The organism is Umezawaea sp., from assembly GCF_036375055.1.
Taxonomy (GTDB): domain Bacteria; phylum Actinomycetota; class Actinomycetes; order Mycobacteriales; family Pseudonocardiaceae; genus Umezawaea.
This window is the reverse complement of sequence record NZ_DASUSQ010000011.1, coordinates 162,745-186,158: the sequence shown is the minus strand read 5'-3', so window position 1 is coordinate 186,158 and position 23,414 is coordinate 162,745. Positions and strand designations below refer to the sequence as shown.

General features: G+C 74.4%; 23 protein-coding genes and 1 pseudogene. 11 read left to right on the top strand and 13 right to left on the bottom strand.

Going from position 1 to position 23,414, the window contains the following annotated elements:
* Nucleotides 1-10: 10 nt before the first annotated feature.
* Nucleotides 11-1,117 carry an aldose epimerase family protein gene (locus VFZ92_RS04345; protein ID WP_330874366.1) on the bottom strand — a complete coding sequence of 369 codons (1,107 nt, stop codon included), beginning with the start codon at nucleotides 1,115-1,117 and terminating at the stop codon, nucleotides 11-13.
* 328 nt (nucleotides 1,118-1,445) lie between these two features.
* On the opposite strand from VFZ92_RS04345, the gene VFZ92_RS04340 reads away from it, so the two are divergent.
* Entirely contained in the window at nucleotides 1,446-2,432 is a 987-nt protein-coding gene (locus tag VFZ92_RS04340; protein WP_330874365.1) for a bacteriocin fulvocin C-related protein, read from the top strand.
* 9 nt (nucleotides 2,433-2,441) lie between these two features.
* Here VFZ92_RS04340 and VFZ92_RS04335 read toward each other — a convergent pair whose 3' ends face one another.
* Nucleotides 2,442-3,209 (bottom strand): DeoR/GlpR family DNA-binding transcription regulator, encoded by a 768-nt coding sequence (locus tag VFZ92_RS04335; RefSeq protein WP_330874364.1) that lies wholly within the window; start codon nucleotides 3,207-3,209, stop codon nucleotides 2,442-2,444.
* A 62-nt stretch (nucleotides 3,210-3,271) separates the two neighbouring features.
* On the opposite strand from VFZ92_RS04335, the gene VFZ92_RS04330 reads away from it, so the two are divergent.
* Nucleotides 3,272-4,528 carry an MFS transporter gene (locus VFZ92_RS04330; RefSeq protein ID WP_330874363.1) on the top strand — a complete coding sequence of 419 codons (1,257 nt, stop codon included), beginning with the start codon at nucleotides 3,272-3,274 and terminating at the stop codon, nucleotides 4,526-4,528.
* Here VFZ92_RS04330 and VFZ92_RS04325 read toward each other — a convergent pair.
* Together VFZ92_RS04325 and VFZ92_RS04320 are read right to left on the bottom strand one after the other, a co-directional pair.
* Entirely contained in the window at nucleotides 4,482-5,384 is a 903-nt protein-coding gene (locus VFZ92_RS04325; RefSeq protein WP_330874362.1) for a hypothetical protein, read from the bottom strand. The genes VFZ92_RS04330 and VFZ92_RS04325 overlap by 47 nt on opposite strands.
* A gap of 47 nt (nucleotides 5,385-5,431) precedes the next feature.
* A complete protein-coding gene (locus VFZ92_RS04320; protein WP_330874361.1) occupies nucleotides 5,432-6,454 on the bottom strand; it encodes an alpha/beta hydrolase in 1,023 nt (340 codons plus the stop codon).
* 71 nt (nucleotides 6,455-6,525) lie between these two features.
* On the opposite strand from VFZ92_RS04320, the gene VFZ92_RS04315 reads away from it, so the two are divergent.
* The gene (locus tag VFZ92_RS04315) at nucleotides 6,526-7,113 is read left to right on the top strand and encodes a helix-turn-helix domain-containing protein (RefSeq protein WP_414719806.1); all 588 of its coding nucleotides are present in this window, start codon (nucleotides 6,526-6,528) and stop codon (nucleotides 7,111-7,113) included.
* Between the two features lie 12 nt (nucleotides 7,114-7,125).
* Here VFZ92_RS04315 and VFZ92_RS04310 read toward each other — a convergent pair whose 3' ends face one another.
* Nucleotides 7,126-8,250, bottom strand: a complete 1,125-nt coding sequence (locus VFZ92_RS04310; RefSeq protein ID WP_330874359.1) for a glycosyltransferase family 4 protein — start codon at nucleotides 8,248-8,250, stop codon at nucleotides 7,126-7,128.
* Nucleotides 8,251-8,266: 16 nt separating this feature from the next.
* Complete coding sequence (locus tag VFZ92_RS04305; RefSeq protein WP_330874358.1) at nucleotides 8,267-9,079, bottom strand: glycosyltransferase family 2 protein; 813 nt, start codon at nucleotides 9,077-9,079, stop codon at nucleotides 8,267-8,269.
* A gap of 393 nt (nucleotides 9,080-9,472) precedes the next feature.
* On the opposite strand from VFZ92_RS04305, the gene VFZ92_RS04300 reads away from it, so the two are divergent.
* Both VFZ92_RS04300 and VFZ92_RS04295 read left to right on the top strand, forming a co-directional pair.
* Complete coding sequence (locus VFZ92_RS04300; RefSeq protein WP_330874357.1) at nucleotides 9,473-10,222, top strand: GAF and ANTAR domain-containing protein; 750 nt, start codon at nucleotides 9,473-9,475, stop codon at nucleotides 10,220-10,222.
* Nucleotides 10,209-11,621, top strand: a complete 1,413-nt coding sequence (locus VFZ92_RS04295; RefSeq protein WP_330874356.1) for a SpoIIE family protein phosphatase — start codon at nucleotides 10,209-10,211, stop codon at nucleotides 11,619-11,621. Before VFZ92_RS04300 ends, VFZ92_RS04295 begins: the two co-directional genes overlap by 14 nt.
* Nucleotides 11,622-11,631: 10 nt before the next feature.
* On the opposite strand, the gene VFZ92_RS04290 is transcribed toward VFZ92_RS04295, so the two are convergent.
* Nucleotides 11,632-12,387 carry a ZIP family zinc transporter gene (locus VFZ92_RS04290; protein ID WP_330874355.1) on the bottom strand — a complete coding sequence of 252 codons (756 nt, stop codon included), beginning with the start codon at nucleotides 12,385-12,387 and terminating at the stop codon, nucleotides 11,632-11,634.
* A 254-nt stretch (nucleotides 12,388-12,641) separates the two neighbouring features.
* Nucleotides 12,642-14,357, bottom strand: a complete 1,716-nt coding sequence (locus VFZ92_RS04285; protein ID WP_330874354.1) for a glycosyltransferase — start codon at nucleotides 14,355-14,357, stop codon at nucleotides 12,642-12,644.
* A 465-nt stretch (nucleotides 14,358-14,822) separates the two neighbouring features.
* On the opposite strand from VFZ92_RS04285, the gene VFZ92_RS04280 reads away from it, so the two are divergent.
* Nucleotides 14,823-15,428: a MarR family winged helix-turn-helix transcriptional regulator gene (locus VFZ92_RS04280; RefSeq protein WP_330874353.1), complete on the top strand. Its 606-nt coding sequence runs from the start codon at nucleotides 14,823-14,825 to the stop codon at nucleotides 15,426-15,428.
* A gap of 6 nt (nucleotides 15,429-15,434) precedes the next feature.
* Here VFZ92_RS04280 and VFZ92_RS04275 read toward each other — a convergent pair whose 3' ends face one another.
* Together VFZ92_RS04275 and VFZ92_RS04270 are read right to left on the bottom strand one after the other, a co-directional pair.
* The gene (locus VFZ92_RS04275) at nucleotides 15,435-16,241 is read right to left on the bottom strand and encodes a hypothetical protein (protein WP_330874352.1); all 807 of its coding nucleotides are present in this window, start codon (nucleotides 16,239-16,241) and stop codon (nucleotides 15,435-15,437) included.
* A 73-nt stretch (nucleotides 16,242-16,314) separates the two neighbouring features.
* The gene (locus VFZ92_RS04270; RefSeq protein ID WP_330874351.1) at nucleotides 16,315-16,857 is read right to left on the bottom strand and encodes a carboxymuconolactone decarboxylase family protein; all 543 of its coding nucleotides are present in this window, start codon (nucleotides 16,855-16,857) and stop codon (nucleotides 16,315-16,317) included.
* A 245-nt stretch (nucleotides 16,858-17,102) separates the two neighbouring features.
* Between VFZ92_RS04270 and VFZ92_RS04265 the strand changes: the two genes are divergently transcribed.
* The 3 genes and pseudogenes from VFZ92_RS04265 to VFZ92_RS04260 all read left to right on the top strand — a co-directional run bounded on the left by VFZ92_RS04265 (nucleotide 17,103) and on the right by VFZ92_RS04260 (nucleotide 18,515).
* Nucleotides 17,103-17,714, top strand: a complete 612-nt coding sequence (locus VFZ92_RS04265; protein WP_330874350.1) for a MarR family winged helix-turn-helix transcriptional regulator — start codon at nucleotides 17,103-17,105, stop codon at nucleotides 17,712-17,714.
* A 79-nt stretch (nucleotides 17,715-17,793) separates the two neighbouring features.
* A pseudogene (locus VFZ92_RS42390) lies at nucleotides 17,794-18,096 on the top strand (hypothetical protein); the annotation flags it as partial.
* Nucleotides 18,097-18,140: 44 nt separating this feature from the next.
* Nucleotides 18,141-18,515: a hypothetical protein gene (locus VFZ92_RS04260; protein ID WP_330874349.1), complete on the top strand. Its 375-nt coding sequence runs from the start codon at nucleotides 18,141-18,143 to the stop codon at nucleotides 18,513-18,515.
* Nucleotides 18,516-18,527: 12 nt separating this feature from the next.
* Here the strand turns inward: VFZ92_RS04260 and VFZ92_RS04255 are convergent, their stop codons facing one another.
* On the bottom strand, nucleotides 18,528-20,054 hold the full coding sequence (locus VFZ92_RS04255) for an FAD-dependent oxidoreductase (RefSeq protein WP_330874348.1): 1,527 nt from the start codon (nucleotides 20,052-20,054) through the stop codon (nucleotides 18,528-18,530).
* 172 nt (nucleotides 20,055-20,226) lie between these two features.
* On the opposite strand from VFZ92_RS04255, the gene VFZ92_RS04250 reads away from it, so the two are divergent.
* Nucleotides 20,227-20,709, top strand: a complete 483-nt coding sequence (locus VFZ92_RS04250; RefSeq protein ID WP_330874347.1) for a MarR family winged helix-turn-helix transcriptional regulator — start codon at nucleotides 20,227-20,229, stop codon at nucleotides 20,707-20,709.
* A 256-nt stretch (nucleotides 20,710-20,965) separates the two neighbouring features.
* Entirely contained in the window at nucleotides 20,966-22,258 is a 1,293-nt protein-coding gene (locus VFZ92_RS04245; RefSeq protein WP_330874346.1) for a pectate lyase, read from the top strand.
* Here the strand turns inward: VFZ92_RS04245 and VFZ92_RS04240 are convergent.
* Nucleotides 22,228-22,575 carry a hypothetical protein gene (locus VFZ92_RS04240; RefSeq protein WP_330874345.1) on the bottom strand — a complete coding sequence of 116 codons (348 nt, stop codon included), beginning with the start codon at nucleotides 22,573-22,575 and terminating at the stop codon, nucleotides 22,228-22,230. The two genes, VFZ92_RS04245 and VFZ92_RS04240, sit on opposite strands and share 31 nt — an antisense overlap.
* A 107-nt stretch (nucleotides 22,576-22,682) precedes the next feature.
* Nucleotides 22,683-23,279 carry a cadmium resistance transporter gene (locus tag VFZ92_RS04235; RefSeq protein WP_330874411.1) on the bottom strand — a complete coding sequence of 199 codons (597 nt, stop codon included), beginning with the start codon at nucleotides 23,277-23,279 and terminating at the stop codon, nucleotides 22,683-22,685.
* Between the last annotated feature and the right edge of the window lie 135 nt (nucleotides 23,280-23,414).

Below are 23,414 nucleotides of genomic sequence, written 5' to 3'. Positions count from 1 at the left end.
GCCCCGGCGCTCAGGCGGGCTCCCCGGCCTCCGCCGACAGCTGGAACACCGTCTCCTGGTGGTAGACCTGCCCCGGCCGGAGCACCGTGCTGGGGAAGTCCGGGCGGTTCGGCGAGTTCGGGAAGTGCTGCGCCTCCAGCGCGAAGCCCGCTCGGCGGTGGTACGGCCGACCGCTGGTGCCGATCAGGTCCGAGCTGAGGTGGTTGCCCGAGTAGAACTGGAGACCGGGCTCGGTCGTCCACATCGTCAGCCGCCGCCCGGACACCGGGTCGTGGGCCTGCGCGGCCGGCGAGGGTGCCGAGCCGCCGGTGCGGTCGAGGACCCAGTTGTGGTCGTAGCCGTGCCCGGCGCGCAACTGCGGGTCGGCGCCGTCGACGCGAGCGCCGATCGGCGTCGCCGTCCGGAAGTCGAAGGGCGTGCCCTCGACCGGGACCGGGTCGCCGTCCGGGATCAGCGTCTCGTCCACGGCGCAGAAGCGGCTCGCGTTGAGGCGCAGCGACTGCCCGTGCACGTCGCCGCTGCCCTCACCCGCCAGGTTCCAGTAGGTGTGGTTGGTCAGGTTCAGCACGGTCGGCGCGTCCGCGGTCGCCCGGTAGGTGATGGTCAGCCGGTTGAGCCGGTCGAGGCGGTAGGTCACCTCGGCGGCCACCGTCGCCGGGAAGCCCTGGTCGGCTTCCGGGCTCACCAGGTCGAGCCGCACCCCCACGCTGTCGGCGTCCTCCACCTCGGTGGCCGCCCAGACCTTCGTGTCGAACCCGGCGGGCCCGCCGTGCAGGGTGTGCCCGTGGTCGTTGACCGGGAGCCGGTGGACGACGCCGTCGAGGGTGAACGTGCCGTGGGCGATCCGGTTGGCGTAGCGGCCGACGGCGGCGCCGAAGAACGCCCTCGACGCTCCCGGCTCGCTGTTCGCCGCGTAGTCGTCGAGCGTGCGGAACCCGAGCACCACGTTGGCCCGCTCACCCCGGCGGTCCGGCGCCTCCAGCGACTGGACCACGCCGCCGTAGTCGAGCACCCGCACGGTCAGCCCGCCCGGCCAGGCCAGGACGTACCGGTGGACGTCGGTGTCGCCGAGCCTGCCGAACAACTCCCGGCTGACCTCGGGCGCGCGCTGGGGCATCGATCTCCTCGGTGTCGCGGAGCGGACGCCGAGGGGAGCAAGGCGTCACGAACAATGATTGTTATCGCTAACATGATGATCGTCAAGGGCTAATGAATTAGCTAAATGAATGCCTGTTAACGCTCACAGCATTCCTTGGCGATAGCGGGTGGTGACCGGGTCCGACGGGACCGCGCCGTTGTCCGCGAATTGTTCGTTCACCGTCCGCCCTCCGATCGTGCACAACCCGAACGCACTAGGAACGGACCGCACCGGCCGGGTGGCCGGACTTCCAACCTAGTGGAGACGGCCGCCGGTCGGACGGCGGACGTCTCAGGAGGAGTCGAACGTGGAACGTGCTGGAGCGCGCTGGATCCTCGCCTTCGACGCGTCGTGCCGGACGTGCCGGGAGGTGTCGGCCTCCGTCGACCGGGCGGCGGGCGGGAAGCTGGAGATCATGCCGCTGAGCCATCCCGACGTGCGGCGGTGGCGGGCTCGCGGCACCGGGTCGGCGGCGACGGACCGTCCCGCGCTGCTGCGCGTCGACGGCGACGCGGCCCGGACCTGGACGGGGCTCGGCCTGGGGCTCGCGCTGTGCCTGCGCCTGGGACCGCGGTCGACCGCACGGGTGCTCGGCGCCCTGGGCGAGGCGCGGCGGGGGACCGCCCCGCAGGAGCCCCCGACCGGGCGGCTGCTCAGCCGGGCCCAGCTCCTGCGGCTGGCGGCCGGAGCCGTGGTGGCGGTGGGAGTGCTCGGGAAGGGCGGCGCGCCCGCGGTCGCGGAGGAGTCGGCGGCGGACGAGGCGCGGGCGTGGGTCGAGGCCAACAGGGGGACCCTGCCGCAGGCGTACGACGACGTGGCGGCGATGCCGATGGCCTACCGGCGCGAGGTCTACCGCGCGTCGTCGCCCACCGTGCGCGCACGCCTCTGGCGGGACCAGTTCGACCGGTACCGCGCGGTGTTCGGCGATCGGCTCACGGAGGCGCGGGCCGGGGCGCTGGACCGCGCGGCGGAGATCGCCTCCCGCGACGAGCTCTTCGCCCGCGAGCGGGGGCTGCGCCGGGGTGAGGTCCCGGAGCTCGACGGCCTCCGGGAGGCCGTCACCGACGCCTTCGGCGCGGACACCGCGTACGCGCTCGTGGGCGTGCTGGCCCTCCCGGGGCACGAGCGCGACGCGGCCGGGCCCTACCCGCCGCGCTGCGAGTGCGCCAGCGAGGACCCGTGGTGCGACGGCAGACCGTGCGTCTACGGCCTCTGCTGCCCGCAGCGCTGCGTGTACTACGGGGAGGCGTGCGGAACCCTCTGGGCGTACGACTGCGACGGGATGTGCGGGTAGCGGCACGGGTCACCGGTCGCGTTCGGCTGGTGGGGTCAGCACCTCCACGTGCCGCTCCAGCCACGGGGCGGACACCTCGGCGGCGTCGGTGACGATGAGGGAGATCCGGTCGGGCGGCAGCACGAGGTGGGGCTCGACGTGGCCGTGCTTGGTGACGTCGGCCAGCACCGCGGTGCGCAGGGCGGCGTCCGCCATGGCGATCTTGACGTCGGCGTCGGCCGGGTCGACCGCGGTGGCGCCCACGGACGGGTGCAGGGCGCACGCGCCGAGGAAGGCCCAGTCGGCGCGGTAGCGGGCGGTGGACAGGACCGCGGCCGAGCCGGTCAGGCCGCGGGAGCCGCGGTCCCACCGGCCCCCGGTCAGCGCGAGGTCGACCTCCGGGTCGGCGTCGAAGACCAGCGCGACGTCGAGGGAGTTCGTCACCACCGTCAGCGGGCGGACCGCCAGCGCCCTGGCGAACGCCAGCACCGTCGACCCGGCGTCCAGCAGCAGCACGTCGCCGGGGCGCACGACGGTCGCTGCCGTCTCCCCGATGGCCCTCTTCGTCGCCGCGGCCACGTCGGCCCTGGCCGTCCAGTCCATCCTGGCGGTGTCCAGCAGCACCGCGCCGCCGTGGGTCTTGTGCAGGTGGCCCGCGGCGGACAGCGCACGCAGGTCGCGGCGCACGGTGTCCTCGGAGACCTCGAACAGGACGGCCAGCGCGGCCACCTCCACCCGACCGTTCCGCCGCAACTCGCTCAAGATCCGCGCCTGGCGCTCGGGTGCGAAGACCTGCACCGCACTACCTCCTGTCGACTTCTGCTTGACCATGCCGAAGTATGCACGATTAGATGCGAAACATGCGAGAAGCTGCCGAAGTCGGCATTGCCGGTCAGTCGTCGCGCCTTCGGCTGGCGGTCGCGGGTGTGGTGGGGTTCCTCGCGCTGGGCGCGCTCGCCAGCGTCATCGGGCCGACCACGCCGGGGATGCGCGCCCGGTTCGGCCTGGACACCTCCGAGGGCGGGTGGCTGCTGGCCGCGTTCTCGGCGGGCTCGGCGCTCGGCGTCGTCGCCGCGGGCCTGCTGCGCCGCCGTCGCCCGGCGGCCGGGCCCCTGCTCACCGCGGGCGCGGCGCTGATGGCCGCGGGGTGCGCGGCGCTGCCACTGGTGCCGGACGGGGTGGCGGCCGGGGGAGCGCTGCTGGTCGCCGGGATCGGTTTCGGCGTGGTCGACATCGTCCTCAACCTGACGCTGGCCAGGTCGTTCGGCACGCGCGGTGGCGCGGTGCTGACCGCCCTCAGCGCGGCCTTCGGGCTCGGCGCCGTCGTCACGCCCCTGGTCGTCGGGTGGACGCCCGCGGACCCGCGCGTGCCCTACTGGGGCTGCGCCGCCGTGGCGGTGGCGCTGCTGTGCCTCACCGCGGGGCTCCGGCTCACGCCAGCCGCCGCGTCCGAGCCCGATCGGGCCCGACCGGACCGGACCCTCGCCGTCGTGCTGTCCCTCGCGCTCGTCCTGTTCTGCTACGTCGCCCTGGAGGCGGGGACCGCGGGCTGGGCGACCACGCACCTGGTCGCCACGTCGTCGCTGACCGGCGGCCAGGCGTCCGGGGCCGTGGCGGTGTTCTGGCTTGGCCTGGCGGCCGGACGGCTCGCCGCCGCGCCCCTGCTGCTGCGGTACGACCCCGGCGCCGTGGTCGTCGCCTGCGCCACCGCCGCGATCGGCACCGCGGCCCTCGCCGCGCACGCCCCGGCGGCGGTGGTGGCCTACGGCCTCACCGGGCTGGCCATCGCGCCGGTGTTCCCCGCCGTCGTCGCGTGGCACGCCGCTCGGGTGCCGACCGGCCGCGGCGCGACGCGCCTCTTCGCCGCCGCGCTGGCCGGTCCGCTGGTCGCCTCGCCGCTGATCGGCCTGCTCACCCGCGAGACCGGTGTCGGGTCGGTGCCGTGGGCGCTCAGCGGACTGGCGCTGCTGACCGCCGCCGTCGCGTTCTCGACCCGCCTGCTCCGGGCCGGACGGCCGAGCCCGACCGCAGGCGTGGCGGTCGGGCTCGGGGGCGCGGAGGACCGACCGGTCAGAGGTCGCCCGCCCGCTGGTACAGGTCCCGCACCTCGTCGGTGAAGGCCGCGCCGCTGAGCTCCTCGGTGGTGCCGTCGAGGTTCACGGTGCCCTTGCTGGTGACGGAGAAGATCGTCCCCGTGCCGGTGGCCGGGTCGAAGTCCCGCAGCCACGGACCGCCGCTCGACCCGCCCGCCATGTCGCAGTCCGAGTCCCAGGCCGAGTGGACCGAGTTCGTCCTGGAGGTCGAGGGCAGCACGCAGGACACCAGGGCCTCACCCCTGGCCAGCCGGGACACCGGGTAGCCGAGGATCGTGGTGTCCACGGGGGACGGCACCGGGTCGAACGAGATGCCCTGCGTCCCCGCCACGTCGGCGACGTGCCTGCCGTCGACCGGGTCCACGGCGACCACGGCGTCGTCGTCGCGGGAGCTGGACGGGCCCCGGTAGGTGTCGGGCCAGGCGAACGCCCGGACCGGGAACGTCCCGTGCGGCCGAGCGCCGCGGTCGTAACCGGGCACGAACACGACGTTGACGACCTGGATCGGCCGGTCGTGCCGGTCGAGGCCCGCGTTGACGCAGTGCCCGGCGGTGAACGCGACGTCCCCGCTGGAGCTGGGGACCACCGTCGCGCTGCACGACCCGTCACCACGGGGCACCTGCGTGTAGAACAGCCGTCCGACACCGGGCGCGGGACCGTCCCACGGGCGGGCGGTGGTCTCGGCCGGTGCCAGCCGGTCGTCCGCGCCGAGGGCCGCCACCCTCTCCGGCGTCCAGTAGGACACGGCGGCGGCCCGGTCCGCCTCGCCCACCCTCGTCACCACGTCGCCGTCGGCCGCCGTGGCGGGCGCGGGCGTCACCGCCAGCGCGAGGCCGAGGATCGCGAGCGTCGCGGTGGGACGTGCGGCAGTTGATCTCATGCACGGTGGACGTCCCGGCCCGCCGACGGGTTGCGCGCTCGCCCCGTTCACGGGCCCGCCAGGAAGTCGAGGAGTTCCCGCGTCACGAACTCCGGGTTCTCCTCGGGCAGCCAGTGCCCCGAACCCGGCACCTCGACGGCCCGTTCGACGGCCGAGAACAGCGGCTCCACGGTGGGCCGGGCCGACGCGAGGGTGCCCTCGGCCGCCATGACCATCGTCGGGACGGCGACCGGTCGTGCCGCGGCGTTGTCCCGCTCGTCCTGGTCGAGGGTCCGGTAGAGGTCGAACCCGCCGCTGAGCACCTCCGGGCGCCGGTAGGTCCTGGCGAACTCGTCGACCTGCTCCTCGCTGAACGGCGACGCCGCTCCCGCGCCGCCGAAGCTCACGCCCCCGTGGGCGACCAGCGGGTAGAACGACGCCAGGTACTCGCGCACGTCGTCGTCGACCAGCATCTCCGGGATCCCCTCCTGGTCGTGGAACGCCATGTGCCAGCTGAACGTCCGGTAGGTCGCAGCGCTGAGCGCCGGTCCGGGCAGGGGGTAGTCGAGGTGGGCGTACCTGACCACCTCGTCGGGGTACTGCGAGGCGTACCGCGCCCCGACGCCCGCGCCCAGGTCGTGCCCCACGAGCCGGACGTCGCGCAGGCCGAGTTCGTCCGCGAGCAGCCCGTGGACGTAGCGGGCCAGGGTGGCCTTGTCGTAGCCGGTGGGCGATCCGGTGCTGTCGCCGAGGCCGGGCAGGTCCAGCGCGTAGACCGTGTACCTCTCCGCCAGGGCGGGCATGACGCCGCGCCACGCGTACCAGGTCTGCGGCCAGCCGTGCAGCAGGACGAGCGGGTCACCGGTGCCGCCCGCGACGTAGTGCAGGCGCACCCCGTCGACCTCGGCGAACCGGTGCGTGAACAGCCGGTTGAACTCCTCGTCCCCGCGGGTCGCCGCGTCGAACGCCGGTGCGCTCGACGTCGGGTCGCCCGCACCGGGGGACTGCCCCGCCGCGGTGCAGCCGAGCGTGCACAGCAGCACGGCGACCGCGCCGACGAGCGTCAAGCGGAACGTCGTGTACCTGACCATCAGGTCTCACCTCCGCGACGAGCCTGCGCCGTCGGAATTCGAGCTGGCAACTTCTGTTGCGGATCGGCAAAATGGTGAGGGTGGACGACTTCGAGGACTCCGTGGTGGCGGCCTTCGGGCCCCGGTTGCGCGCGCTGCGCCGGGCCCGCGGCTCGACCCTGGCGGAGCTGGCCGAGCAGACCGGGCTGACGGCGGGCACCCTGTCCCGCCTGGAGACCGGGAAGCTGCACCCGACGCTGGTGCAGCTGCTGCCGCTCGCACGGGTGCACGGCGTCCCGCTCGACGACCTCGTCGGCTCGACCCGCACGGGCGACCCGCGCGTCCACCTGACCCCGGTGACGCGGGACGGCATGGTCTTCGTCCCCCTGACCCGGCGCGCGGGCGGCATCCAGGCGTTCAAGGTCGTGTACCCGCCCGCGTCGCGCTGGGGCGAGCCCGCGCCGCGCACCCACGGGGGCTACGAGTGGTTCTACGTGATGAACGGGAGCGTCCGGTTCCTGCTGGGCGAACGGGACTTCCTGCTGCGGGCGGGCGAGGCGGCGGAGTTCGACGCGCGCGTCCCCCACTGGATCGGCAGCGCCGACGAGCGGTCGGCCGAACTCCTCATCCTGATCGGCCCGCAGGGCGAGAAGGCGCACCTGACCGTCGCGCCGGGGTGACGTCCCGCCGGATCAGGGCCGCAGCGCCGCGAGGAACGAGTCCGCCGACTCCTCCCAGTCCATCGACGCCGCGGTGCGCAGACCCGATTCGACCAGTCGACGGCGCGACTCCCCGTCGCGCAGGAGCCGCAGCACGGCCCCCGCCATGCCGTCGGCGTCGCCGACGTCCACGAGCAGCGAGTTCCGCCCGTCCGCGCAGAAGTCCTCCACGCCACCGTTGCGCGTGGTCACCACCGCCGTGCCGCAGGCCATCGCCTCGGCGACCGGGAACCCCCACCCCTCCTGCACGGACCCGCACAGGTGGACCGCGCTGGCCCGGTACGCCCGACTCGCCTGCTCCCGGCCGTTGCGCGCACGGGAGTAGCCCATCCAGCCGGGCAGCACCGAGGGCCGCTTCTCGGCTCCGAACGCGTTCACCCGGAGGTCCGGGAGCTGCTCGCGCACCCGTTCGAGGGCGGCGACGACGGTGGCCGTCCCCTTCTGCGGCCCCGAACCCGCCAGCACGCTCACGCTCGTGCCGCGCGGCCCGTCGGGCGTCGGCGGCCGGTACACCGAGTGGTCCAGTCCGTTGCGGACGACCGACACCCTCCCGCGCGGCACCCCCAGGTCCTCCAGCAGGCACGCGAGGTAGCCCGACACGGCGACCTTCGGCACGTCGGAGCGCAGGACGGCGTCCACCTCGGTGGGGTCGTCGACGCCCCAGACCTCGTACCCCTGGACGAGGTGCAGCGGCCTGCCCTGCTCCGGGGCGAGCAGCGGGAGCAGGCGCGCGGTCGTCCAGTACGTCGCCACGACGACGTCGCCCTCGGGCAGTTCGCGGGCGTCGAGCTTCGTGACCATGGTCATCCGCACGGCGGGGTCGATCGGCATCCAGCGCAGCCAGTCGGCGAGCCCACCCGGCCGCCGGTCGTGCCACCGGTCCCGCGCGATCTCGCGCAGGTGCTTCAGCGGACGGTGCCAGCCCTCGTACCACTGCTCGTGCACCACGGTCACCCGGTGGCCGCGCGCGGTGAGCCGGTTCGCGTACTCGTAGACCACCCGGAAGCCGCCGCTCGGCAGCCTGGAGAAGACCGGGAGGATGAACGTGATCCGCATGACCGCAGTGTTCCACGCGGCCACCACCGTGATCGCGGACACGTCAGTCCACTGTGGACTAGCCCAGGCTCGCCGGTGGTTTGCTGTTGGCCAGCAGCCGCACGTCCGCGCTCCGCGCCGCGGGACCGGGCGGGGCGAGCGTCAGGCCCGCGGTGCGCAGGGCCGCGACGCGTTGCAGCGCCATGAGCCGTCCCACGTCGCGCAGGGCGGCGAGGGCGTCCGACCGGGTCGTCTGCCCGGCGTGCTGCCGGTACAGCCAGGTGACCCTCTCCTCGTTCCAGCCCGCGCCCAGTTCGGACAGCGCGGCGAAGGCGATGAGGTCGTCGTCCGCCGGGCTCGACGCCCAGCCCCCCACGGCCCGCAGGGAATCCGTCCGCATGAGCAGCCCGGCGCAGTGCACGGGCCAGTTGCCGCCGTGGGCCTCGGCCCACGCGTTCACCGCGCCCGCCTCGACCAGCCCGAAGGGCAGCGCCGAGTCCCACGCCTTGCGCGTGCCGTCGGGGAGCAGGTCGTCCGCCGCGCCGACGGCCCAGTGGACGTCGTGGTGCTCGAACGCGGTCAGCAGCGTCGCCACGGCGCCGGGGAGCAGGACGTCGTCGTGGTCGAGGACCTGCACCAGTTCGCCGGAAGCGCGTGACAGCGCCAGGTTCCGGGTGGCGCTGATCCCGAGCCGCACGCCGTTGGCGCCGTACCGGGCCTCGGGAACACCCTCGAAGAAGCCCGCGAGCGACGGGTCGGCCCCGTCCTCCTGGACGACCCACTCGACGTCCCAGCCCGCGGGCAGGACCTGTGCCGAGACGCTGTCCGCGGTGGCCCGAAGGAAGTCCGCCTTCGGTGCGTACGCGGCGGTGATGATCGAGACTGTCGGCAACGCCCACCCTTCCCGCGCACGGGGCCCGACCGTGGGGCCCTCGCCCGCCACCACGTCCGGGCCAGGATGGCACAGCCCGTGCCCGCCCGCTAACCCGCCTGCTCACGCCGCCGCGGGTGTTCCCAGCGGTGGGCGCAGGCCCGCGAACGGGTCGGCCGGGCCGCCGCCGGTCACGCCCCGGCACCCGCGTCCACCAGGGTCCCCCCGTCGTGGGGGAGGTGGCGCGGCGACGTCGAGGGCTGCCCCGGTGTCCCGTTCGGCCGACGGTCGCACGGGAGGTTCGTACTCCCGCGACCTGGGATTTCGCTCACGTCGTCCGGGGAGGTGGTGTGAAGGCCCGAGAAACGGGTAGATCACGCATCGAGGTCCTGTCGACGTGGTGAGGACGTGGTCGTGGAACGGGAGTCGCCGCAGGCGGACGAGCCTGCCGTGCTGGTCGCGAGGGTGTCCGGCCACCTGATGACGAGGCAGACCGTGGACACGGCGGTGGAACTCGTCGTCGCCCTGGCCGCCGGGATCGTCCCCGACTCGGTGGGCGCCGGGGTCAGCCTGGTGGACGACTCGGGGCGCAGGCTCACCGCCGCGGCCTCCGATCCGCTGGTGTGGGAGGCCGACCAGCTCCAGTACGACCTGGACGAGGGGCCGTGCCTGGTCGCGGCGCTGGACCGCGTGGTGTGCCGGGTCGACGACATCGCCACCGAGCCGCGGTGGCGGCGGTGGTGCGAGCGGGCGGCGCACCTGGGGGTGCGGGCCTCTCTGAGCGTCCCGCTCCTGACGGCGGGGCGCTGCCTGGGAGCCGTCAAGGTCTACGCCGTCGAGCCGGGCGCGTTCGGCGAGCGGGAGGAGCACCTGGTCGGGCTGTTCGCCGAGCAGGCCGCCGTGCTGCTGGCCGAGGTCAGCTCCCGCGACGACGCCCGGTGGTTCGGCGACCGCCTGACCGCCGCGCTGCGCGACCGCGACGCGGTCGCCACCGCCAAGGGCGTCCTGGCCGAACGCGGGCACGTCGACCCGGACACCGCGTTCGCGCAGCTGGTGTCCCTGTCCCACCGCGACCGCGCGCCGCTGCGGGACGTCGCGCGCGCGGTGGTGCGGTCGACGTGGGACGACCACCACGACCGGGGAGTCGACGTTGTCGACCGATGAGGGTGACCAGCGGCGTCTGCTGGCGACGTGCGCCGAGCGGACCGGCCTGAGCACGGACGAGCTGTGGCTGCGGTACTTCGCCCTCGGCGGGGACGCGGGCCCGGTGGAGGTCGAGGCCTACCTGTACGGCCTGCTTCCGCTGCCCGCCTTCCAGCGCGACGTGCTCGCGCACGCGATCAACGAACGGCTCGACGAGCTGGACTGGCTGCGCCGGGTGCCCTACAGCAGGGCGGTCCGCCAGGCGAAACCCGCCACCGGGCCGCTGGCCGCGCTGGTGGACCTGCTCGACGGCGCGCACCGCGCCCCGCCGGAGCGCCTGCCCGCCGTGGCGCTGGCCGCGGGCCGGGAACTGGGCGTGCGGCTGGAGGTCTACCTCGTCGACCACGCGCAGCGCCTGCTGGTCCCCGTGCTCTCCGAGGAGGGGCGGGACGCCCTGGCCGTCGACGGCACCACCGCGGGCCGGGCGTTCCGAGCGGTGGACGAGGTGGTCGAGACCCGCGACGGGGTGCCCCGGCTGTGGTCGGTGCTGCTGGACGGGACCGACCGCCTCGGTGTCGTCGAGGTGACCTTCGCCGACCCGGCCGAGGCGCGCGACCCGAACCTGCGCGAGCAGTGCCGGTGGCTGTGCCGCCTGCTCGGGCACCTGGTCGTCACCACGGGCAAGTACGGCGACGGGCTGGACCTGCCCCGGCGGCGGTCGAGCACCCCCGCGGTCGAACTGCTGCGGGACGTGCGCCCGCCGTTGACCGCGGGCACCGACACCGTCGCGGTGGCGGGCTCGGGCGAGCCCGGCACCGGCGCGTTCGACTACGCCCTGTCGGAGACGACGGCCCACCTGGCGATCTTCGACGCCGGCAGCGGGACCCCGGACCCGGCGCTCGTCACGGCCGCCGCGCTCGCCGCCTACCGCACGGCCCGGCGCGGGGGACTGCCGCTGACCGGGCAGGCGCACGCCGTCGAGCAGGAGCTGACCACGGCGTTCGGGTCGGGTCGGCACGCAGGCGGTGCGCTCGCCGAACTCGACCTGCGCACCGGGCGGACGCGCTTCCTCACGGCGGGCACCGCGCGGCTCCTGGTGGTGCGGGACGGTGGGGTGACCGCCCTGGACGCGGGGAGGCGCGGCGCGGGCTTCGGGGGTGAGGCCGCCGAAGCGGTCGTCGAGCCGGGTGACTGGCTGCTGCTGCACACCGGCGGTGTGGTGGGCGGGGGCTTCGGGGCGGACCGCCTCGCTGACCTGCTGGGGCGGTTGCGCACCGAGGTCGAGCCACCGCCGGAGGCGGCCCGCCTGCTGCTGCGCGCCGTGCTGGACCACGACGGTGGTGAGCCGCGTGGTGACGTGACGGTGCTGTTGGCGGTGTGGTCGGGTCCGGGTGGTCCTCGCGTCCGCCTTGAGCCGTGATCGGGTTCCCTCAGCCGCCGAGGTGCCCGACGGTGAACGCGGTGAGGAACCCGATCGCGGCGATGAGGCCCGTGTAGACGCCGCTGCGCTCGAAGGCCTCGGGGATCATGGTGTCGGCGACCATGGTGAGGATCGCTCCGGCGGCGACGGCGGTGATGACCGCGACGGTCGCGGGCGGGGCGTCGCGCAGCAGCAGGTTCCCGAGCAGGGCCGCCAGTCCGCTGGCGAGGGCGATACCGCCCCAGACGCCGAACACGTAGCGCGCGCCGCGGCCCGCGCGCTTCATGCCCGCGACGCTGGACAGCCCCTCGGGGACGTTCGAGATGAACACCGCGACCAGCACCGAGACGCCGATCCCGTTGCCGCCCAGCAGGGACAGGCCCAGGACCACGGACTCCGGCACGCCGTCCAGCAGCGCTCCGATCGCGATGGCCGCACCGCTGCCCCGCACGTCCGCCTCCGACGACTGCTGGTCGCCGGAGCGCTTGCGGTGCCGGGCGCCCCGGCGGGCGAGCACGACGTTGGCCAGGACGTACGCACCGGCACCGCCCAGGAAACCCACGACCGCGGGCACTAGGCCACCCGACCGCTCCGCCTCGTCGACCAGGTCGAACGCCAGTGCCGAGATGAGCACGCCCGCGCCGAACGCCATGATCGCGGCCACGACGCCCCTCGACACCGGGACCCGCCACGCCACGGCGGCGCCGAGCAGCAGCGCGCCACCACCGACCAGGCCCCACAGCCCGGCCTCCAGCCACTGCGGCATCACCGCACCTCCTCCGACGACGGCGGTGCCGTCCTCCCGTCGAGCACCCGGCGGCCGTCCACGACCGCCCCGGTCCGTCCACACCGGACCGCGGTCGTCAGCCGCCACGACCTCCGCGGGCACCGGCGCGGTGCGGGGTCGGTCGGGGGCGAGCGGTCGTCACGGGTCCTCGGTGTCGACGGCGATCATCCTCGTCCTTCCTCCCGGTCGCCGCGCGCCGGCCCGCGCACGCCCGTCCTGGCACGGGCACGCGCTCAGGTCCGCTTGGCCGTGGTGTCGGCGTGCGCGGTCCTGGCGACCTTCCGGTAGGCGGTCTCGACCTCCGCCGCCACCCGGTCCCACGAGTAGCGGGTGCGGGCGCGGTCGGCGCTCGTGATCGCGCAGATCTGCCGCCGGAAGGGATCGGCGAGGAGTTCGCGCAGCGCCTGGCCGAGCGCGGCGGGGTCGTCCGGCTGCACCAGCAGGCCGGTCAGGTCGTCGAGGCCGAGGTCGGCGAGGGCGCCCACGGCGGTGGTCACCACCGGGACCCCGCACGCCATGGCCTGCGCCGCACCGGTGCCGGACGGGTCGTGCGAGGGCACGCGGACGACGACGTCCGCGGAGCGCAGCAGCGCGGGCAGGTTCCGGCGGGCCACGTGGCCGGTGAACTTCAGCCTGCGGGCGACGTCGTGACCGCGGGCCAGCCGGACGAGCCTGGCCACCTCGGGGTCCTCGCGGGGGACCGCGGACCGGATCGGCCCCACGACCAGCAGTTCGGCGTCGGGGACGGCGGCCATCGCCTCGATCGCGGTGTCGACACCGCTGTGCGGCGCCACGTCCCCGAGCGCGAGCACGAGGGGTCGGGTGCCGCGCGGTGCGACGGGACCGTCCGGGGTGAACAGGTCGGTGTCCACGCCCCGGGGCACGAAGGACGTCCTCGCCCTCGGCACCCCGATCCGCGTCAGTCGGAGCACCTCGTCGCTGCTCGCCGCGATGACGCGGTCCGCGGCGAGCGCGGTCAGCCTCTCCAGTTCCACGACCTTGCTCGACCCGGTGGAGGGCTCCAGCCCGTGGAACGACTGCACGAGCGGGACGGTGGTCCCCCTCGTGGCCAGTCCCAGTCCGGACGGCCAGGAGTGCAGGTGCGCGACGTCGGGCGCGCGTCCGGTCCACTCGTGGTCGAGCGCGGACGCGAACTCGTCGAGGTGGGGGAGCAGGTCCGCCCTGGACAGGGGGGTCGCGGGTCCGGCGGGCACGCGGACGACCTCGAACCCGGCCAGTGCGGTTTCGGAGTCCGGACCGTCCGGGGACGTCCGGCGGACGTGGAGCACGACCCGGTGGCCCAGGCGGTGCAACGCGCTCGCGAGGTCGACGATGTGCGCCCTGTGCTCCGGCGACTCGGACTCCCACGCCGCCGACACCAGGTCGACGTAGAGGCTCGACGCCTCCCGGCGCGCGGGGTCCCGCGCCCCGCCCGGCGTCCGGCCGGACACCCTGGACACGATCGCCGCGGCGTGGCGGCGCACGCTGACCTTGGCGCGGCGCGCCTGGTCGACCAGCGCCGCGCGGGCACCGGACTCGTCGAGGCCGTCCCGCGCGATCAGCACCCCGACCGCGGCGTCCACGCTCGCGCGGGTCTCCAGCGCGTCGGTCAGCTTCGCGGCCGTCGTCGCGGGCGATTCGGCGACGACGTGCAGCACGGAGACGAGGTCGCAGGCCTCCAGGGCCCGCCGCGCGCTCCGGTTCGGAGCCACCACCCACATCGGGGTGCCGCGCCCGCCGCACGCCCGGTGGGCGGTCACCAGGACGGTCACCCCCGCGGCGGCCAGCAGCCTCACCCCGCTGAGGTCGACGATCACGGCGCGGGCGTCGCGGACGCGGGCGACGCGGTCGGCGAGGAGGGGGGCGGTGGCCGTGTCGACCTCGCCGGTCACGGTGACCACCACGGCACCGGAGGTGGTCGATTCGCGGACGTCGAGCCAGTGCTCCATCAGGACATCCTGTCGTCACGACCCGTGGTTCGGTACCACGTGCGGTCTTCCGACGGCTGTCTGCTCAACCGCCCTTCCTTCTCCTCGTGGTACCCCGGTAGGTACCGGTTCTACTCCGTGCGAGGGCATGTTTCACCCGTTCGGATGCGCGTGGCCTCTTCTCCGCGGGCGGGCCACCCCGACCGAGGCGGTCCGCCCGGTCGGAGCCGGCTCGGGCGCGGGTCCACCGGTCCACCCGGAATCCCGGCGCGGATCGCGGCCCGACGACGGGCGTGCGCGACGTCCCGGTCGGCGCTCGCGACGGCCTTCGCCCCCACCATCCCTCCCTTGTGGACGGTCCCCGCGCGCACGCGCACGGACGTCAGCGGTCCGGTGGGCGCGCGACCGCGCCTCCGCGTCCACAACGGAGTCGTCGGGGGGTGCTTGTAGGATGGGGCGGTACGGATTCGCGCGGGGAGGGGCTCCATGCCGGAGGTGCCGGGTCTGCCGCCGACGCACCAACTCCTGACCGGGCTCGCGCGCCTCGGCCAGGCCGTGCGGATCGACGCCTGGCGCAACAGCGGTCCGCACAACCTCTCCCCGTTGCAGGCCGACATCATCACCTTCCTGGACGGGGAAGCCCGTCCGCGTCGCCAGGGCGACATCGTCGGGGCCCTCGCGTCCACCCCGCCCACCGTGTCCGACGCGGTGAAGGTGCTGAGGGCCAAGAAGCTCCTGGACGGCGCCCGCGACCCGGCGGACGCGAGGGCGGTCGTCGTGCGGCTGACGGCCGAGGGGGAGGCGGAGGCCCGCAGGCTGGCCGCCGTGTCGCGGACGATGAGCGAGGCGATCTCCGTGCTGTCGGAGTCCGACCTCGCCGCGATGCTCCGCGGCACCGCCGCCGTCATGAAGGCGTTGCAGGACCGCCAGGCGATCCCGGTGTCCCGCATGTGCCTGACGTGCCGGTTCTTCGGACCGGACGCCCACCCGGAGGACACCGCCCGCCCCCACCACTGCCACTTCGTGGACGCGCCCTTCGGCGACGCGGAGCTGCGCGTGACCTGCCCCGACCACCAGCCGCTCGAACCCTGATCCCGGTCAGCGCCCCGCGGTGCCGGGCAGGGACAGGGTCCCCGAGGCCACGTCGAAGACGTTCTCGACCCGCAGCAGCGGGTCGTGCAGGTCGCCGTTGACCCTGAGGGCCGCGGTCACCCCGTCGTAGGAGAAGGTCGACGGGAACCCGAGGTCGCGCGCGGGCACCTCGATCCGGACGGTGCGCCCGGCGAACCGCGTGGGGTAGGGCGGGCTGTCGAGGTAGAGCGGGACCCCCGGCCAGGTCCTCGGGAGGTCCGGCTTCTCGCCGGGCAGGACGTCCCGCACCTTGAGCGCCCCGTCGGGACGCGTGGTGTCGGGCACGAGCACCACCCAGTGGGAGTGCCACAGGTGCCCGTCGTCGTTCTTCACCCCGTTGTGGTTCTCGTCGTAGAGCGGGGTGTCGTCGAAGTCCGGGTGGCTGGTCGCCGCCAGCGCGAGGACGCCGCTGTCCCTGGTGAAGCCGATCGTGGACGGGTTGAGCGACACGGGCCACACGTAGCTGAGCACCGAGCTGCCCGCGAACGCCCCGGTGGGCCTCGGCTTCACCGAGCCCGCCGCGCCCCGGACCTGTTCGGTGAAGACCAGCCGGTCGCCCTGGCGGCGCACGGTAGTCCTCACCAGGTCGAAGGCGGCGGGGTGGACGTCGCCGCCCGCCGAGGGGATCCCACCGCCGTGGTGGTCCGCCCCGTGGTCGTGGTCGCCGCCCGCCGCCGAGCCGACGGCGGGCACGACCGCCGCGGCCAGGCAGACGGCCACCGCGGTGAGCGCGGCTCGGCGGCGGGTCGAACCGGATGTGCTGGATCGCGCCATGGTCTTCCTCTCTCGTGCCGTCCTCCGCGCGGACGAGCCGCCCGCGCGGAGGACGGCGGATCGGGGTTCGGGGTCAGCCGACCGCGAGGTCGACGGCCGGGAAGTCGAGCTGGGTCTCGCCGACGGAGTTGAAGTAGTTGGTGAAGGTGTTGAGGGCGACCGCGGCGACGATCTCGCCGATCTCGCCGTCGTCGTAGCCCGCGCCGCGGACCTCGGCGAGGTCGTCGTCGCTGACGAAGCCCTTGGTGGTGATGACGGCGCGGGCGAACCGCAGCGCGGCCTCGACCTTCGGGTCGGAGGCGCGGGCGTGCCGCCCCGACACGAGGTCGGTCTCGCTGAGCCCGGCCCTGGCGCCCAGGACGGTGTGGGCCGCCAGGCAGTAGCCGCACTCGTTCTCGGTGGCGGCGACGAGGGCGATCTGCTCCTGCACGGCGGCGGGGAGCCGTCCCTTCGACAGCGCGCCGCTGAACGAGAGGTACGCGTCGAGGACCGCGGGGGAGTTGGCCATCGCGCGCATCATGTTCGGCGTCACGCCGAGGGCGCGTTCGACCTTGCCGAGCAGCGCGCGGGCCCTGGGGTCGGCGGTGGCGGGGTCGACGGTGCTGAAACGGGGCATGGAACCTGTCCTCTCGTTTGTTTGGCAGTGCCAACTGTATTGCGCGACGGGGAGGAAGCAAGGCCTCGTGCGGTAGGTCACAGAGTTCACCCGCCGGGCGTTCTTCCCTGGCGCACAACGAATCCCGCGACCACGAACGGGGTGTCCCGTGCCGTGCGCCGCGGTGTGCGGGAACGATCCGCGACCGCGTCGGCGGTGCGTACCATCAGCTACTGGTGAGGAGTCCTACCTTCGAGGCGGTTCGGATGACGGGGAACGGGGCCGGCGGCGCGGGCGACCTGGACGCGCGGCTGGCGAGCGCTGTCGAACGGCTCGGCCAAGGCCTGCGCTCGCTGGCCCAGCGGACCGCCCGCGCGCAGGGCCTGTCGCCGTTGCAGCAGCGGGCCGTGCTCGCGCTGGTGCACCGGCCGGTGGGCCGTCGGGAGGTCAACGCCCTGGCCGCCGAGTTCGACGTGACGACGCCGACCATGTCCGACGCGATCGGGGCGTTGGAGCGCAAGGGGTTGCTGACGCGGTCGCCGGGCGCCGACGGCCGTCGGCGCCTGCTCGCCCTGACCGGCCGCGGCGAGGAGGTCGCCGCGGAACTGTCCACGTGGGACGAACCGCTGCTGGCGGCGTTCGCGCGGCTGTCCGTGGTGGACCGGGCGACCACGTTGGACTCGCTGCTCCACGTCATCGCGGACCTGCACCGCCGGGGCGTGGTGAGCGTGGCGCGGATGTGCACCACGTGCCGCTTCTTCAACCCGGACGCCCACGTCGACCCGGTGGCGCCGCACCACTGCGACCTGCTCGCGATGCCGCTGCCGCTCACGGACCTGCGGACCGACTGCCCCGAGCACGAACCGGCCGCGGGCTAGCCCTCGCGCCCCGGTGCGCACCCGGTGAACCTCCTCGTCGAAAAGTAGGTAGGACTCCTACCTGAATTGTGGCACGCTGGTGAGACCGGGCACGAGGAACCCGGACCGAGCCCGCAGAGGAGGCCGTGTGCGCGCGGTGGTGGTGCAGCACGTCCCGTTCGAAGGACCAGGGCTGATCGCCCCCGCGCTGTCCGCCGTCGGGGCGGACGTGCGGGTGGTGCGCGTCGACCGGGAGGAGGCGCTGCCGGACGCGGAACCGGTGGACGTGCTCGTCGTCCTGGGCGGGGCGATGGGGGCGCTGGACGACGAGGCCCACCCGCACCTGGCGGCCGAACGGGACCTCATCGCGGAGTGCGTCCGCCTCGGCCGACCGGTCCTCGGCGTCTGCCTCGGCTCGCAGCTCCTCGCCGCGGCGCTGGGGCACGGGTGCGGCGCGGCCCGGAGTTCGAGGTCGGGGCTGGCGGCGTCACGCTCACGCCCGCCGGGCTCGCTGACCCGGTCCTCGGTCCCTCCGGGCCGCGGCTGCCCGTCGTGCACTGGCACCACGACACCTTCGACCTGCCGGAGCGCGGTGTGCGGCTGGCGGCGTCCGAGCGGTACCAGCACCAGGCGTTCCGGTTCGGCGACTCCTACGGCCTCCAGTTCCACGTCGAGTTCGACGCCGACGTGCTCAGCGGGGCCGCGCCCCACCTGCCACCGGGCACCACCATCACCCCCGACGAGATCGACTCGGTGGCGGCCGAGGGGGCGCGGGTGCTCGCGCGCTGGGCGGCGCACGTCGCGGCCGTGTCCCGCGGCTGAGCCCGGACGCGGTCACCGCGGCGCGCGGACCCCCACGCCGTCCAGGAAGGTCTCGACGGCACCCAGCCCGGCGGTGTCGACCACCGCGGCCACGTAGCCGTCCGGGCGGACCAGGACCCACTGCCCGGCCACGAGGCCGTACGCCGTGCGCAGGTGCCCTCCGGTGTCCACGACGTCACCGCGGTGGCCCGTCGTGTGGACGTGCAGGCCCGCGCGCGGAGCCGGTGCCGACGCGGCGTCCACGTCGTGGCCGACGAGGGTCCAGTGCGGTCCGCGGAACAGGGTGAACAGCCGGGTGGCGAGCCCTCCCGCCCCGGTCAGGGGCGCGTCGGGGGCGCGGTCGCCCGGTCGGACGCCCCGGTCGCGCTCCGGGCCGGGCACGGCCAGGGAGGTGGTCGGGTAGCCCAGGTCGAGCTGGGCCACCTCGCGGCCCCGGCGCACCTCGCCGTCCCTGGCCGCGTCGAGCAGCCGCACGGACAGGCCGAGCACCGCTTCGGCGACGGGCCTGCGCTCCTCCTCGTAGGTGTCCAGCAGCGGGTCCGGGGCGCCGTCGAGCACGGCGGCGAGCTTCCAGCCGAGGTTGTAGGCGTCCTGGACACCCGTGTTGAGGCCCTGCCCGCCGGTCGGCGGGTGGCAGTGGGCGGCGTCCCCTGCCAGCACCACCCGCCCGACCCGGTAGCTGTCCGCCAGCCGCGCGTTCATCGCGAACGCGGACGCCCAGTCCACGGCCCTGACCACGAGGTCGTCCCGCCCGGTGCGTGCGCGCAGCAGCGCGGTGAGCCCCTCCGCGGACAGGTCGACCTCGGCGTCGAAGGGGATCGGGCTCTGGTACTGGAACAGGTCGGTGCCGCGCAGCGGGCACAGCGACACGTGGTCCGGGGTCCCGTGCCCCCACGTGTGCCAGGCGTCGGCCGACACGCCGTCGACCAGGACGTCCGCCACGAGCGCCCGCACGCCGAGGGTCTTGCCGGGGAAGCCGATGCCGAGGGCCTTGCGCACGAAGCTCGACCCGCCGTCGGCGCCGACCAGGTACCGGGTCCGCACGGTCCGCTCGCCGTCGGGGGTCGTGATCCGCGCGGTCACGCCGTCGGCGTCCTGCTCGAAGCCGACGAGTTCGTGGCCGTGCAGCGGGACGTGGCCGAGTTCGGCCAGCCGATCCCGCATCCGCCGCTCGGTGAGGAACTGCGGGACCATCAGCGGGAGCTGGTACGGCTCCGCCGCCGTCGGTTCCAGCCCGCCGAAGTCGGACCGGTCCACCCAGCCGCCGTCGGCGTGGTGGCGCTGGGCGGGGTACTCGCCCCCGGACGCGACGATCCGGTCGATCAGCCCGAGGTCCTCGAACACCTCCTGGCTCCGCGGCTGGATGCCCTTGCCGCGCGAGCCCGTGAACGGGTGCGGAGCCCTGTCGACCAGGAGGAACCCGACGCCCCTGCGGGCGAGGTCGACGGCGAGGGTCAACCCCGCCGCGCCGGAGCCGCAGATGACCACGTCGGGCTCCGCGGTGGTTCGGTGCTCCACCGGTGGGTAAATTGTGTGCATGATGCACACGTTATGGGTCGACTGTCCCGGTCGTCAATCTCAGTATTCTTTCTCTGACTGATGATTCCCTGTCGTATACCTGTGCGTGATGCACAGGTATACGGGCGTCGGCGGGCTCGCGCTACCATGTGCCCGCCCGTCCGGGGCGGCGTGGAAGGCAGGTGCGGCGGGGATGACCACGAGGCGTCGACTGGTGGCGCAGCGGCACCTCCACGGGTCCGTCGTGGACCTGGTGGCGCTGATGAACCTGCCGCGCCGCGACGACGTCCTCCTGCGGGAGGCGGGCGTCACGCTCGACCGCGCCCTGTTCCCGCTGCTCGTGGGGATCGAGCGGTTCCAGCCGATCGGCGTGGTCGAACTCGCCGACCGGGCCGGTCGCGACCACACCACGGTCAGCAGGCAGGTCGCCAAGCTGGCCGAACTGGGTCTGGTCGAGCGCCGTCCGAGCGCGGCCGACAAGCGGGTCAGGGAAGCGCTGATCACCCCCGAGGGGCGCCGCGTCACCGACGCGCTCGACGCCGCCCGGCACCGGCTCGCGGGCCCGGTGTTCGCCCAGTGGAGCGACCGCGACCTGCTGGAGCTGGAGCGGCTGATGCGCAGGTTCGTCGACGACCTGCGCGACCTGGCCGCCCCCGAGGGCGACGGCGAGGTCTAGCGCTCCCGGCCGGTTCGGCCCGGATCCGTTCACGAGTGCGACCACCTCCGCCGCCTGCCGGACAACTCGGTGATCGATTCCGACTTGGCCGACCACGGCGTTCGATCGCATTCGACGGGAATTTCGACGTCGGACCGGCCCGTGCCTGCGGAAACGGCCGTTGACCTGCCGATCCGGCTGCATCTAGCATCCGCATGGAAAGCGTTTTCCGCGTTGGCGCGCAACGAGTTCCAGAACAGTCGGAAGCGGAGTTCCCATGAGCACATCGGATCGACCACCATCCACGCGTGTTCCACGGCGGCGTGGTGCGCGCTGGCGCGCGGGTCTCGCGGCGGCTGCCGTCACGGCGGCGCTGGCCGCCACCGTCGCCACCTGGCCGATGGCCTCGCCCGCGAGCGCCGCGGTCGGCGCGGGGACCTACGCGGTGACCAACGCGGGCAGCGGGCTCTGCCTGGAGGCGCCGAGCGCGGCCGAGGGCGCGCAGCTCCAGCAGGCGGCGTGCGGCGGGCAGCGGTGGACGCTGGCGGCGGTCGGCGGAGGGTTCCGGATCACCTCGGTCGGCAGCGGCCTGTGCGTCGGCGTCCGGGACGCGTCGACGTCGGCGGGCAAGGTGATCGAGCAGCGGGCCTGCACCGGCTCCGCGGGCCAGACCTGGTCGTTGACCGAGAGCGGCGGCGGCTACCGCGTGGTCGACACCAACGGCGGCAAGTGCATGAACCTCAAGGACAACTCCACCGCCGCGGGCGCGCTCGTGCAGACGAACTCCTGCGACGGCGCCGCCACCAAGCAGTGGACGTTCACCCCGGCGGGCGGCGGGACGAACCCGACCACGACCACGACGACCACGACGACGCCCCAGCAGCCCGGTGGGGGTGACGGCAGCGGTGCGTGGCCGTCCGACACCGGCAGCGTGCACCAGACGACGACCAAGGACGCGGGCACGTTCTTCGACGGCGGCATGAAGCGCCACTACGGCATCGGCGACGGCGGGCAGGGCGAGAGCCAGGACCCGATGTTCGTGGTGGCCGACGGCGGCACCATCCAGAACGTCTTCCTCGACACGCCCGCCGGTGACGGCATCCACTGCGAGGGCTCGTGCACGATCCGCAACGTGTGGTGGAACGACGTGGGCGAGGACGCCGCGACCTTCCTGAGCCCCAGCTCCTCGGCCAGGTACCTGGTGGACGGCGGCGGCGCGAAGTCCGGTTCGGACAAGGTGTTCCAGCACAACGGCGCGGGCACCGTCACCATCCGGAACTTCCAGGTCCACAGCTCCGGCAAGCTCTACCGGGCGTGCGGCAACTGCACCAACTCCTACCAGCGGCACGTGGTGCTCGACGGCGTGACCGCCCGGTCCACGAAGGTGCTCGCGGGCATCAACACCAACTGGGGCGACACCGCCCGGTTCTCGCGGATCACCGTCTACGGCACCACCTCCGTGTGCGACAAGTACAAGGGGGTGCCGAAGGGCAGCGAGCCGACCAAGATCGGCTCGGGCGCCGACGGCGTGAACTGCCTCTACCAACCGTCGGACATCACCCAGAGGTGACGTGAGTCGGAGCCGGGGTCGCGACCCCGGCTCCGTCCCGTCCCGAACACCACGGGAGAACCGGCACGACGGCGACGGGACTCGCCGCGGGAGCCGCGTTCGCCGCGGCCCGGCACCGCGCCGCTGCCCGGCGCCGCGGCCACGGCCGTGCCGCACGTGGCGACCGCGGGCGGCGGCGACGCCGCGGGCACGCTCGCCGCGCCGCCGCGCACGATCCGGAGGGCGGTGGTCCCGGCCCGGCCCGGCACCACGATCAGCGTCCGCGGCGGGGTGTTCGCGCTGGACGCCAACGGCAGCGTCTTCGAGCGGCTGGTCACGAGGGACGACCACGAGCACCGGCCTGGGACCGCGGGCGGCTCGATCCCCGCCCCGACCTTCCCGCGTCCCGCGAGCGGAGCCGACGTGGGCGCCCGGTTCCGGCCCGTCACAGGCCGAACGCGCCACCCTCGACGAGGATCAGCAGGCCGATGCCGATCAGGACGACGGGCAGCAGGACGTGCCCCCACCGCGACAGCGCCTCCGCGACGGCGGGGCGCGTGGCGAAGTACCTGCCCGCCGCGACCCACAAGGCGACCAGGACGAGGAACACGACCACGTGGACGGCCATGCCGCCGACGCCCGCGGTGGCGAAGACGGGCACGTAGACCCCGATGTTGTCGCCGCCGTTGGCGAAGGTGACGGCGGCCACGGCGAGCACCGTCGGGCCACCGTCCCGCGCGGACCGCTCCTCGTCGGTGCCGCCGCGGTCCCGCCACGCCCGCACCGCGGCCCTGACGCCGAGCGCGAGCGGCAGCAGGCCCAGGTAGGGGACGGCGCTGTCGGGCAGGAGGGTGGCGCCCACCGCCGCCGCGACGGCCACGACCAGGATGCCCGCGAAACCCGCGTACTGGCCGAGGGCGATGGAGCGCGTCGTGCCGCGCCGTCCGGCGCCCTGGGCGAAGAACAGCGCCAGGACGACGATGTCGTCGATGTTGGTGACGGCGAACAGGCCAGCCGCCCGACCGAGAACGCCGAGGCTCAGCTCCGCGGGCACGCCCCACCTCCGTCGTCGTGGAACCGGGGGCTCGGACCCGGTGCCCGCCGCATTCTCCCGACCGACCGCGCCGGACCGGACGACGGGGTGCTCGCGGTCCGCGGTCGCACAACGAACTGATGA